This is a genomic window from Kribbella sp. NPDC005582 (genome assembly GCF_040605415.1).
In the GTDB taxonomy this organism is placed as follows: Bacteria; Actinomycetota; Actinomycetes; order Propionibacteriales; family Kribbellaceae; genus Kribbella.
This window is the reverse complement of record NZ_JBEXCU010000006.1, coordinates 399,943-412,065: the sequence shown is the minus strand read 5'-3', so window position 1 is coordinate 412,065 and position 12,123 is coordinate 399,943. Positions and strand designations below refer to the sequence as shown.

General features: G+C 67.8%; 11 protein-coding genes and 1 pseudogene. 3 read left to right on the top strand and 9 right to left on the bottom strand.

What is annotated here, in order from left to right; translation table 11 throughout:
• Positions 1-72 precede the first annotated feature (72 nt).
• Positions 73-600, top strand: coding sequence for a YbhB/YbcL family Raf kinase inhibitor-like protein (locus tag ABZS29_RS31225; RefSeq protein ID WP_355467332.1), 528 nt, complete (start codon positions 73-75; stop codon positions 598-600).
• Between the two features lie 308 nt (positions 601-908).
• Here ABZS29_RS31225 and ABZS29_RS31220 read toward each other — a convergent pair.
• The 6 genes and pseudogenes from ABZS29_RS31220 to ABZS29_RS31195 form a co-directional block, all read right to left on the bottom strand.
• Positions 909-1,631, bottom strand: a pseudogene (locus ABZS29_RS31220) (AAC(3) family N-acetyltransferase).
• A 165-nt stretch (positions 1,632-1,796) separates the two neighbouring features.
• Positions 1,797-2,681, bottom strand: a complete 885-nt coding sequence (locus tag ABZS29_RS31215) for a carbohydrate ABC transporter permease (protein ID WP_355467330.1) — start codon at positions 2,679-2,681, stop codon at positions 1,797-1,799.
• Entirely contained in the window at positions 2,681-3,616 is a 936-nt protein-coding gene (locus ABZS29_RS31210; protein WP_355467328.1) for a sugar ABC transporter permease, read from the bottom strand. The genes ABZS29_RS31215 and ABZS29_RS31210 overlap by 1 nt, the downstream gene beginning before the upstream one ends.
• Positions 3,613-4,899: a sugar ABC transporter substrate-binding protein gene (locus tag ABZS29_RS31205; protein ID WP_355467326.1), complete on the bottom strand. Its 1,287-nt coding sequence runs from the start codon at positions 4,897-4,899 to the stop codon at positions 3,613-3,615. Before ABZS29_RS31205 ends, ABZS29_RS31210 begins: the two co-directional genes overlap by 4 nt.
• Positions 4,900-5,162: 263 nt before the next feature.
• Positions 5,163-7,316, bottom strand: a complete 2,154-nt coding sequence (locus ABZS29_RS31200) for a 3-hydroxyacyl-CoA dehydrogenase NAD-binding domain-containing protein (protein WP_355467324.1) — start codon at positions 7,314-7,316, stop codon at positions 5,163-5,165.
• Positions 7,313-8,530, bottom strand: a complete 1,218-nt coding sequence (locus ABZS29_RS31195; protein ID WP_355467322.1) for an acetyl-CoA C-acetyltransferase — start codon at positions 8,528-8,530, stop codon at positions 7,313-7,315. The genes ABZS29_RS31200 and ABZS29_RS31195 overlap by 4 nt, the downstream gene beginning before the upstream one ends.
• A 61-nt stretch (positions 8,531-8,591) precedes the next feature.
• Between ABZS29_RS31195 and ABZS29_RS31190 the strand changes: the two genes are divergently transcribed.
• A complete protein-coding gene (locus ABZS29_RS31190) occupies positions 8,592-9,335 on the top strand; it encodes a MerR family transcriptional regulator (RefSeq protein ID WP_355467320.1) in 744 nt (247 codons plus the stop codon).
• 33 nt (positions 9,336-9,368) lie between these two features.
• Complete coding sequence (locus ABZS29_RS31185; protein ID WP_355467318.1) at positions 9,369-10,493, top strand: hypothetical protein; 1,125 nt, start codon at positions 9,369-9,371, stop codon at positions 10,491-10,493.
• Here the strand turns inward: ABZS29_RS31185 and ABZS29_RS31180 are convergent.
• Genes ABZS29_RS31180 through ABZS29_RS31170 form a run of 3 tightly spaced genes read right to left on the bottom strand, consistent with a single transcriptional unit; the run spans position 10,469 to position 12,069 of the window.
• A complete protein-coding gene (locus ABZS29_RS31180) occupies positions 10,469-10,729 on the bottom strand; it encodes a DUF6510 family protein (protein WP_355467316.1) in 261 nt (86 codons plus the stop codon). The genes ABZS29_RS31185 and ABZS29_RS31180 overlap by 25 nt on opposite strands.
• Before the next feature lie 3 nt (positions 10,730-10,732).
• A complete protein-coding gene (locus tag ABZS29_RS31175; protein WP_355467314.1) occupies positions 10,733-11,503 on the bottom strand; it encodes a ferredoxin reductase in 771 nt (256 codons plus the stop codon).
• Positions 11,473-12,069, bottom strand: coding sequence for a sulfite oxidase-like oxidoreductase (locus ABZS29_RS31170; protein ID WP_355467312.1), 597 nt, complete (start codon positions 12,067-12,069; stop codon positions 11,473-11,475). The genes ABZS29_RS31175 and ABZS29_RS31170 overlap by 31 nt, the downstream gene beginning before the upstream one ends.
• Positions 12,070-12,123 lie beyond the last annotated feature (54 nt).

Here is a 12,123-nt window from a genome sequence, read left to right as displayed (position 1 = left end):
CCTGGGGCGGCATGCGATCCCGTGGACAGTAATGTCGGATTCACCACACGTCGCAATCGCGGAGGATCACCGATGTCGCTCGACCGACCCGTTGCCCCGGACCCGTATCAGCTGCTTCCTGAGGTAGGCACCTTCACCGTCACGAGCACCGACGTGACGGACGGTGAGCAGCTCTCCGACGCCCAGGTCTTCGCCGCCGGCAACACCTCGCCGCAGCTCAGCTGGTCCGGTTTCCCCGCCGAGACCGCGGGCTTCGTCGTCACCTGCTTCGACCCCGACGCCCCCATCGTCTCCGGCTTCTGGCACTGGGTCCTGGTCAACCTCCCCGCCGACGTCACCTCCCTCGACACCGGCGCCGGCACCACCGAACGCCTCCCCAACGGCGCCTTCCACGTCCGCAACGACTTCGGCACCAAGAACTTCGGCGGCGCCGCCCCACCCGCCGGTGACCAGCCCCACCGCTACTACTTCGTCGTCCACGCCCTCGACGAACCCCTCGACGTCGACGACACCGCCACCCCCGCCGTAGTCAGCTTCAACCTCGCCTTCCACACCCTCGCCCGAGCCATCCTCACACCCACCTACCAAACCGCCGAATAGCACCCGCCAGCGAACAGGACGTACACGGCTCGCTCGGCAATTCGCCCAAGCGGAAGCATGAGCGTGCGAGCTGCCGCCGGCTGCTGCACCGCGTCTGCCGACGGACAGGACGTATAGGTGTGCTGGGCGCTGGGCGTCCGCTCGGAGCCGGCGGCGCTGGGACTTGGTGGGCGTATACGTCCTGTCGGTCGGCATTTGGCGTGCGTCGGGAACGACACGTGGTGGTGTGTGCTTCGGGGTGATCGGCGGCTCGCTTGGGCGTAAGCGTGCGGGCTGCTGCCGACTACTACGTGTCCTTGCCGACACTGCTAGAAGGTTTGTTCTAGCCAGGTGACGGCTGCGGTGACTGTGGCTTGGGCGTTGAAGAGGTAGGTGGGCGCTGGGCCGACGTTGGCCGAGCTGCCGGCGCCGGACTGCAGGGCGTGGGCGGCCAGTACGGCGATTGGGTGCTCGATGCCGTGGGCGTCGTACGGGAGGGCGCCGTAGAAGGTGTCGAGAGTGCGGTAGGTGCGCCATTCGGGGCCGGTGGGGGTTTGGATGGGCATGCGGTAGGAGTGGTAGCGCTTGCCGGGGACGTCGGCGGTGGCTTCGGCGTGGTGGCAGAGGGTGAGGGTGTTGAGGGGGGCGCCTAGGAGGAGGACTTAGCCGTTGTGGGCGACCAGGCGGCCTAGCGGGCCGTCGGAGCCCCAGGGGTCGTCGACGTCGGGCAAGAGGTCCACAGCGTGGGGGCCGAGGGCGGCGAAGCTGACTTCGGGGTGCGAGCTGCGGAGGGCGCCGGGCCAGGTGCGGAGGCGCTCGGGGAAGCGGCCGAAGTCGCGGCGAGCCGAGGAGACGGCGGGGTCGAAGGCCGGGAGCTCCTGGTAGGCCTGTTGCCACAGCTCAGGCCAGAACTGCACGTGATACGGACTGTCGTCCCACCCGCAGAAGGCGAGCAAGGTCCCGGACGGACCGACGGCATCACGCAGCGCGTGGACGACGGCGTCGATGCCACCGACGACCCAGCCGAGCGCCGACAACCGCACATGCACCATCAGTACGCCGCCCGCCGCCACGCCAACTCGTCGCAAGCCATCGGAAAGCGTCCGGCGGGTGAGCGGGACGAAGGCGGGATCGGCCAGCATCTCGGCAGTAGGAAAGGCCATCGCCTCAGTATGGGGCGGGCCGGCGGGGAGCCTGGTGGACTCCCCGCCGGAGTCTCAGTCCTTGATGCCGGACTGGGTGACGCCCTGGATCAGGTAGCGCTGGAGGAAGGCGAAGATCAGCACCAGCGGCAGGATCGACACGGCGACGGCCATGAAGAGCTCATGGATGTTGACGGTCTGGGCGGTGATGAACGTGGACATCGCGACTTGGATGGTCCACGAACTGGAGTCCTGGCCGATCACCAGCGGCCACAGGAACGAGTTCCAGTTGCCGATGAAGGTGATGGCGGCGATCGCCGCGAAGAACGGCAGCGAGTTCGGTACGACGATCCGCCAGAACACGCCCAGATAACCGGCGCCGTCGACGCGCGCTGCTTCTTCGAGCTCTTTCGGAAAATTCAGAAAATATTGCCGGAAGAGAAAGGCGGCAAATCCCGAGAACAGTGTCGGGATGATCAGGCCGCGCAGCGTGCTGACCCAGCCCAGCGACGAAACCACGATGAAGCTCGGGATGAAGGTGACCGCACCCGGAATCATCAGCGTCGCCACGATCGCGTAGAAGACCTTGTCGGCGTGCCGGTACGGAATCCTGGCCAGGCCGTAGCCGGCCATCGACGCGAGCAGCAGCTGGCCGCCCGTACCGAGGACGCCGACGACCGCGGAGTTGTACATCGCCCGCGCGATCGGCACCTGGGTGTCGCTGAACAGCTCGCTGATGTTGCCCCACTGCAGGTCGGTCGGGAACAGCGTCCAGTCCGGTGCGGTGATGTCGGCCTCGGTCGACAGGGCGTTGCGCAGGATCAGGTAGAACGGCAGCAGGAACAGGACCACCGCGATGAACAGCGCGACCCAGCGCAGGCCGACGCCGACCCGGCCGAGCGGGCTGCGGGTGTAGCCGATCGGCTCCAGCGTGCCCGAGGTACGTTCGGCGGTGGCCATCAGTCACCTGCCTTTCCGAAGCCGAAGACCCTTGTCTGCAACAGAGTCACGAGCATGATGATCACGGCCAGGATCAGCGCGCCGGCCGAGCCGTGCCCGAGGTCCTGGATCGAGCCGAGCGAGATCCCGTACAGGTAGACCAGCGGCGGCCGCGCGTAGTTGACGTTGCCGATCAGGTTGTAGAACTCGTCGAAGGCCTGGTACGCCGCGATCAGGTTCAGGATCAGCACCGAGACCGAGGTCGCGCGCAGCTGCGGCAGCGTGATGTAGCGGAACACCTGCCAGCCGGGCTTCGCCCCGTCCACGTACGCCGCCTCGTACAGCGACGGGTTGATCCGCTGCAGACCCGCGATGAACAGGATCATGTAGAAGCCGAGCTGCAGCCACAGCCGGACGGTGATGATCGGGACCCAGTACCACGGCGGATCGACGGTGGACAGCCACGCGATGTTGTCGATCCCGAACCAGCCGAGCACGGTGTTGGCCAGACCGAACCGAACGCCGTTGAAGATCGACAACCGCCAGATCACACACGCGACGACGTACGAGCAGGCGGTCGGCAGGAAGAAGACCGACCGGAAGAAGGCCCGCGCGATCTTCACCTGGTTGACCAGCAGCGCCAGCGCCAGCGACATCACGAAGGTGAGCGGCACGATGAAGACCGCGAAGATCGTGAACGTGCCCAGGCTCGAGACGAAGTTCGAGTCGGTGAGCATGTCGATGTAGTTCTGCAGCCCGACGAACTTCGACGGCGTGACCGTGTTGTAGGCCTCGAAGAAGCTGAGGACCAGGCTCCAGATGATCGGCAGGTACGAGAAGATCAGCAGGCCGATCACGAACGGGCCGACGAACAGCCAGAACGACCGCGTCGTCCCGGCGATACCCTTCTGCCGCCGGCCCGTCGAGGGCCGGCGGACGCCGGTGCTGCTGCTCATCCGAACAGCCGTGACAGCTCTGCGTTGACCGTCTTCTCGGCCTTGGCGATCTCCGCGGAGGGGTCGGCTCCCTTCTTGATCACGTTCGTGAGCAGATCGGCGAAGGCCGTGCCCATCTTCGGCGTCCAGGACGGGTTGTCGGTGTGGCCGTAGTCCGTGGTCAGCTTGACGGTCTCGGCCGCGACCCCGCTCTGCAGCTTGGCGGCCTTGGCGGCCAGCGACTTGCGCGGCGGGATGTGGAAGCCGTAGTTCAGCGACCAGTCCTCCTGGAACTCCGCCTGGTCGATCCACAGCCACTTCACGAACTTCTTGGCCGCCTCGACGTTCGCGCTCTTCGCGGAGACGAACTGGGTCCAGCCACCGGAGTAGACGGCCGGCTTGCCCTGCGCGTCGAGTGCCGGGAAGGCGAAGACGCCGAGGTCGTCGCCGAGCGCCTTCTGCATGCCGGGCACGGCCCACATGCCGATCCACTGCATCGCGACCAGGCCCTGGTTGATGGCGCCCGGATCCCACCAGTCGGTCGGGGCGCCCAGCAGGACGGACTTGTCGGCGTACAGCTGGTGCAGCTTGCCGAAGGCCTGAGCGGCCCGGTCGTTGGTGAAGCCGGGCTTCTTGTCGTCGGTCAGGTACGTGCCACCGGACGACCACAGCGCGGGGCCGCCGAGCGCGTTGCCGCCGTCGTTGCCGACGAAGATGCCCTTCACCTTGTCGGTGGTGAGCTCCTTGGCGGCGGCGATCAGGTCGTCGACCGTCTCCGGCGGCTTGATCCCGGCCTTGTCGAGCATCGACTTGCGGTAGTAGATCACCTGCGGGTCGACGATCATCCGGATGCCGTAGATCTTGCCGTCGATCGTGTTGGTGGCCAGGTCGCCCTCGGAGAAGTCGCTCTTCACGTCGCCGATGATGTCGTCCAGCGGCACCACCTGGTTGCTCTTCACCATGCCGATGTTCAGCTGGCTCTCGAAGACGTCCGGGCCCTTGTTGGAGAGCAGGCCGGAGGCGAGCTTGCTGGCGTAGTCGCCGGGCGTCCACTCGACCGCGACGTTCGCGTCGGTGTAAGCCTTCGCGTACTTGAGCGCGGCCTCCTTGGTGCCGGCCTCGCCGTACTGGTGGTACCACTGCGACAGGTTGACCTTCGCACCGCCACCACTGCCGCCGCTCGCGGGCGGCCGTCCGGTATTTCCGCCGCAGGCCGCGGTGAACGCGGCGAGTGCGGCCAGACCACCGGCCCGCTTGAGCAGATCCCGCCGGTTCAGGCCAGCGTTCGGAACATGAGCAGGCATGAGTTCCACCTTCCCGAAGAGCAGCGCCGCAGGGGTAGAGGCGCCAAGAGTTCCGAGTTACTTAACGACGTTAAGCATCTCCGATTTCGCACACGCTACAACTAAAACCAACACCGCAACAGCCTTCATCCGAGGACGTTACTCGGGTGAATCGTTGAAGAACTGTTTGGCACCTTGACCCAAAAGCGCGCCCGGCGCAAGACCGGGCGCGCTGCTATTTGTTCGATTGTGTGGAATGTTGCGCGGACGGTACCGGCCTGTGATCAGTTAAACGATTTCCCAGCCTCGGCCATCCGGATCAACGACTCCGTCGGCGTGAAGCGCGACCCGTACGTCGCCGCCAGCTCCCGCGCGCGTACGACGAACTCCGGCACGCCGTACGCGTTGATCGCCTGCAGCGCGCCCCCGAGCAGCGGCGGGAACCCGATCCCGAAGATCGAACCGATGTTCGCGTCCGCGACCGAGCGCAGCACGCCCTCGTCCAGGCAGCGCACAGTCTCCAGCGACATGATGAACGTGAACCGGTCCTGCAGGTCGGTCAGCGTGGCATCCGACGACGTACCGGCGAAGTGCTCCCGCAAGCCCGGCCACAGCCGCTTCGGCCCGTCGGCCGGATAGTCGTAGAAGCCCGCGCCGGCCGCCTTGCCGCGGCGGTCGAACTCGTTGACCATCCGGTCGGTGACGGCCATCCCGGCGTGGTCGTCGAACGCGCCCGCACTCCCGCCGGCCGCGCGGGCCGCGTCGCGGATCTTCTGCGGCAGCGTCAGCGTGACCTCGTCCAGCATCGCCAGCGGCGGCGCCGGGAAGCCCGCCAGGGTCGCGGCCCGCTCGATCATGACCGGGTCGACACCCTCGCCGACCATCGCCGCACCCTCCATCACCAGCGTGCCGAACACCCGCGAGGTGAAGAAGCCGCGGCTGTCGTTGACCACGATCGGCGTCTTCTTGATCTGCCGGACGACGTCGTACGCCTTGGCCAGCGTCCGGTCCGAGGTCTTCTCCCCCACGATCAGCTCCACCGCGGGCATCCGGTCGACCGGCGAGAAGAAGTGCATCCCGACGAAGTCGTCCGGCCGATCGATGCCGTCGGCGAGCGACGTGATCGGCAACGTCGACGTGTTCGAGCAGAGCAGCGCGTCCGGCTCGACCACGCCGGCGATCTCGGCGAAGACCTTCTGCTTGAGCTCCTCGCTCTCGAACACCGCCTCGATCACCAGGTCGGCGCCGGCCAGGTCGTTCGGATCCGCGGTCGGCGTGATCCGGCTCAGGAACTCCTCGACCTTCGCCGCCGTGGTGCGGCCCTTCTGCAGCTGCTTGGCCAGCAGCTTCTCCGAGTAGGCCTTGCCCTTCTCGGCCGCCTCCAGCGAGACGTCCTTGAGCACGACCTCCATCCCGGCCTTGGCGCAGACATACGCGATGCCGGCGCCCATCATTCCCGCGCCCAGTACGCCGACCTTGCGCGCCTTGTACGCCGGTACGCCGGCCGGCCGCGACGCCCCGGCGTTGATCGCCTGGAGGTCGAAGAAGAACGCCTTGATCATGTTCTTCGCGACCTGACCGGTGGCCAGCGACACGAAGTACCGCGACTCGATCCGGGACGCCGTCGCGAAGTCGACCTGCGAACCCTCGACCGCGGCGCTCATGATCGCCCGCGGCGCCGGGTACGGCGCGCCCTTCAGCTGCTTGCGCAGGTTCGCCGGGAAGGCCGGCAGGAACGCCGCCAGCTTCGGCGAGGACGGCGTACCGCCCGGGATCTTGTACCCGTCCCGGTCCCACGGCTGCTTGGCATCACCCTCGTACGCCGCGATCCAGGCGCGGGCCGCGTCGAGGACCTGATCGGCAGGCACCACCTCGTCGACGATCCCGACCGACTTCGCGTGCGCGGGCTTCATCCGCTGACCCTGCAGCAGCACCTTCATCAGCGCGTCCTGCAGCCCGAGCATCCGCACGGTCCGCGTCACCCCACCGCCGCCCGGCAGCAGCCCGAGCGTCACCTCCGGTACGCCGAGCTCGATACGGTTGTCATCGGCAACAATCCGGTGATGACAGGCCAGCGCGATCTCCAGTCCGCCGCCGAGCGCCGTACCGTTGATCGCGGCAACGACCGGAACCCCGAGGGTCTCCAGGGCACGCAGTTGCCGCTTGACCTCCTCGACGGTGTCGAAGACCTGCTGCGCGTGCTCGGGCCGGATCTGGATCAGCTGCTCGAGGTTGCCGCCGGCGAAGAAGGTCGACTTGGCGCTGGTGACGATGACGCCCTTGATCAGCGCCCTCTCCGCCTGCAGCCGCTCGACGGTCTGACCCATCGCAGCGACGTACGCGTCGTTCATCGTGTTCGCGGACGCGTTCGGGTCATCGATGGTGAGAGTGACTGTGTATTTTCCTGGGCCGTCGTCGTGCTGAGTCCATTCGATCATGCCGCGAGCCTTTCGATGATCGTCGCGACGCCCATGCCGCCGCCGACGCACAGGGTGGCCAGACCGTAGCGGAGCTCGCGCCGCTCCAACTCGTCCAGCAGGATTCCGATCTGCATCGCGCCGGTGGCGCCGAGCGGGTGCCCGAGCGCGATCGCGCCGCCGTTCACGTTCACCTTCTCGTGCGGTACGTCGAGATCGCGCATGAAGTGCAGGACCGCCGCGGCGAACGCCTCGTTCATCTCGTACAGATCGATGTCTTCAGGCTCGAGCCCCGCCTTGGCCAGCGCCTTGCGGGCTGCGGGCGCCGGACCGGTCAACATGATCGTCGGATCCGCACCGCTCACCCCCACCGACACGACACGACCGCGGGGCGCCTGGCCGAGCGCCTCCCCCGCCTTCGCGCTGCCGACCGCGACCAGCCCGGCGCCGTCGACGATGCCGGACGAGTTGCCGGCGTGGTGGACGTGCTCGATCCGCTCGACCGTGACGTACTCCTCGAGAGCGACCGCGTCGAAGCCTCCGTGCTCACCGATCGCCGCGAACGACGCGGGCAGCCCGGCCAGCGTCTCGACCGTCGTACCGGGCCGGACCAGCTCGTCGTGGTCGAGAATCTGCAGCCCGTTCCGATCAACCACCGGTACGACGGACCGCGCGAAGTAGCCGTTGGCCCAGGCCTTGGCGGCCCGAGCGTGCGACTCAGCGGCGTACGCGTCGACGTCAGTGCGGGAGAAGCCGTCCAGCGTCGCGATCAGGTCGGCGCTGATCCCCTGCGGGATGAAGCCGGTGGCCAGCGCGGTCTCCGGGTCCATCGCCCAGGCGCCACCGTCGGAGCCCATCTTCACCCGCGACATCGACTCGACGCCGCCGGCCAGAATCAGGTCCTCCCAGCCGGAGCGAATCCGCTGCGCGGCCTGGTTGACCGCCTCCAGACCGGAGGCGCAGAACCGGTTCAGCTGGACGCCGCCGGTCGTGTTCGGGTAGCCGGCCATCAGCACCGCGGTGCGGGCGATGTCCATCCCCTGGTCGCCGATCGGCGTCACCACGCCGAGCACCACGTCGTCGATCACGGCCGGATCCAGCTGCGGGTTCCGGGCCCGATACTCCGCCAGCAGCCCGGTGATCAGCTGGATCGGTTTCACCTCGTGCAGGGCGCCGGTCGGCTTGCCCTTGCCGCGCGGCGTGCGGATCGCGTCGTACAGGAAGGCTTCGGTCATGGTCGCATTGTGACAGTGTTGGTGTCACGGTCGTCAAGGGGAACCGTTTATGATCTCCGCCATGCCTGAAGACGCGACGCTCACGGTCGACGAGCTGTCGGCCCGGGTCGGCATGACCGTGCGCACCCTGCGGTTCTATGCCGGGCGCGGGCTGATCCCGCCGCCGGTCCGGCGCGGCCGGGTCGGGTACTACGGCGCCGAGCACATCGCCCGCCTCGACCTGGTCCGGGAGCTGCAGGCGCACGGCTTCACGCTGTCGGCGATCGAGGGCTACCTGGAGCGGATTCCCGCCGACGCGACCCCCGAGGACATCGCGCTGCACCGGACCCTGCTGACTCCCTGGATGCGCGACCTGCCCGAGACCCTCGACCGAGCCGCCCTGGTACGGCGTACCGGCCGCGAGCTGAGCGATGACGACATCGTCGCCCTGGTCGCGCTCGGCGTCGTCGAGCCGACCCCCGACGAGGACGTGTTTCACGTTGCGACGGCGCATCTCGGGCTCGGCGCCGAACTGCTCGACCTGGACCTGCCGGTCGACGCGGTGCTCGCCGTCACCAAGGTCTTCTCCGAGCACGGCCGGGCGATCGCCGAGGAGCTGACCGAGGTGTTCCGGACCATGGTCTGGCCGCACTACCGCGACTCGGGCGGCGCACCGGAGCACATCCAGCAGCTGGTCGAGCGGTTCAAACCGGTCACGATCCAAGGGCTCGTGATCGCCTACGAGCGGGCCGTCGGCGAGACCCAGCGCGAGACCATCCGGCGCACCCAGAGCAAGCGCGGACAGAGCAAACGCAGCACCGGATGACAACCTGACGGATCGGTCGCGCGTCGAGGGTGCGTGAAGAAGATCCTGACCGCAGCGGCCGCCCTCCTGCTCTCGGTGGTTTGCTTGCCCTTGGCAACCACAGCCGCAACCGCATCCACCACACATCGGGTCGGCGTCGCCACCTATTCCCTGGGAGACTCGGTGTTCGAGCTCCCACCCGGCTCCGACGGGACGCCCGCGAAGGGCGAGCTCACCGCCGTCGTTCACTATCCGAAGGACCTGGCCGGCCACCGCTATCCCGTCGTACTGATCTCGCACGGGTTGTGGATCAGTTGTGCCGACAAGCAGGCCTGGAAGGACGAAGACTGGGAGAAGCTCGACGCCTGGCCGTGCGCCGCCGGTACACCCGAGATCCCCAACTACCGCGGCTACGACTACCTCGGTACGACGCTCGCCGCGCAAGGCATGATCGTCATCTCGATCAGCGCGAACGGAACCAAGGCGCGGATGGGCCAGGAGCAGGACGAGGCCCGCGCCGCACTGATCAACCAGCACCTGAAAATGTGGCAGCAACTGTCCAGCACCGGCCGCGGGCCGCTGGCCGGCAAGCTTCCGGTGAACTTCCAGGGCCACGCCGATCTGACGAACGTCGGCCTGATGGGTCACTCGCGTGGCGGCCGCGGCACGCTGTTCTACGCGGCCGATCAGCACCAGAGGGACTGGCCGGCCGGTGTCCGGATCAAGGCGGTCATTCCGCTCGCCGCCGCCGAGCCCTACTCCCCCGACGACGACCCGAACAACCCTGAGCTGGATGGCTACCGGATCACGAACATCCCGGTCGGCGCCTTCATCGGCACGTGTGACGGCGCGGTTCGCGGCAACGTCTACGACTACCTGCAGGCGAACAACAAGCAGCCGCTCTACGAGTGGACTGTGCGCGGCGCGAACCACGACTTCTTCAACACCCAGTGGTCACCGGCGAGCGGCCAGGTCGGCGCGTACGACGACGCGCCCGCGGACTGCACGGACAAGCGCATGACCGAACCGCAGCAGCGCTCTGTCGCGACGGCGTACACGTCGGCGTTCTTCAAGCGCTACCTGCTGAACGACCGCAGCGGGATGCCGTTGCTGACCGGCGCCGTGCGGCCGTTCGCGGTCGACGTGAAGGTCGATCAGGGCGTCGGAAGCCGGAGGTAGGTCAGGCCGCGTAAATCGACCCACGTCTCGGCCGGCGTGGTGACGACGCGCAGCAGCACGTGATCGCAGCCTGCGCACCGGGCGACCATGCCCGGTGCGTTCAGGTAAAGGCGGGTGTCGGCGAAGACACCGGTCTGGCCGCAGCCGTCGCAGCGAGCGATCGCGGCCGTCACATCGACCGCGAACACCTCGCTCAGCGCGCCGGCGGCGGCGTTGCCGTCCAGGTAGTCGGTCATCGCTCAGCCTCCTGTCGGTCCGAAGCGTTCGGTCCTGATGCGGGCGGGGTCGTGGCCGGCCGCGACCAGCAGATCGGCCACGGTCTCGACGAACGGCGTCGGTCCGCAGACGTACGTCGTCGGCCGGTCGGCCGGGGCGAACGCGAGCCGCTCGATCACGTCGGCGTCGATCCGGCCGACGCGGGTTTCTCCGGGCGGGGCTTCGCGGGTGTAGACGAGGCTGACGTGCACGTCGTCGGAGGTCGCCAGGTCGCGAAGGTCGTCCACGTAGATCACCGACGTCGGGCGACGGACCGAGTACAGCAGCCGGACCGGCGTCGTACTGGAGGCGTGGGCCTGCAGCATCGCCCGCAGCGGGACGACTCCGGAACCGCCGCCGATCAGCTGGACCGGCCCTTCCTGCTCAGGCGTCCAGACGAACCAGCCGCCGACCGGGCCGCGGATCTCCAGCGGATCGCCGGGTTTCAGGACCTCGACCAGGTACGGCGAGACCTCGCCGTCCGGAACCGACTCGACCGTCAGCTCGATCGTCGTACCGGACTTGTGCTCGATCCCCTCGCCCCGGCTCGTCCATGCCGAAGCGATCGAGTACGACCGCGACGCGCGGTAGCCGTCGTCCGCGGTGAGCCGGACATCGAGGTGCTGTCCGGCGAGGTGTCCCGGCCACTCCGGAACGTCGAGCACGATGGTGCGGGCGGTCGCTGTCTCCCGTCGTACGTCGGCGACGGTGGCGACCTGCCAGCTCAGTCGCCGGCGTACCGCTGTTCTTTCCATGGGTCTCCGTATTCGTGATAGCCGGCGGTCTCCCAGAACCCCAGGTCCTCGCTGTCGGACAGCGTCAGACCGCGGACCCACTTGGCGCTCTTCCAGAAGTACAGATGCGGCACCAGCAGCCGCGCCGGCCCGCCGTGCTCGGGGTCGATCGGCTCGCCCTCGTACTCGTAGGCGATCCAGGCCTGACCGTCCAGCAGGTCGTCCAGCGGCAGATTGGTCGTGTATCCGCCATAGCTGCTCACCAGCGCGTAGTCGGCCGACGTCTCGACGTCAGCGAGCAGCGTGTCGAGCGAGACGCCCTGCCACTCGGTCTGCAGCTTCGACCAGCGCGTCACACAGTGGATGTCCTTGGTGATCTCCTCGGCCGGCAACGCCAGCAGCGCGGCCCAGTCCCACTTGTGCTTCTCCCCCGACTCCGTGGTCACGGTGAATTCCCAGTGCTCGGTCCGCACCTGCGGCGTCGGCCCCGCCGACAGCACCGGGAAGTCATGGGTCAGGTACTGCCCCGGCGGGAGCTCTTCCGCACCCCGGCGGCGTCCGGTGAACCCCGGCGACACGATCCCCATCGCTGACCTCCCTCAAGCATCCTGAGGGCAGTCAACCATCTCGACCTCTCAGAT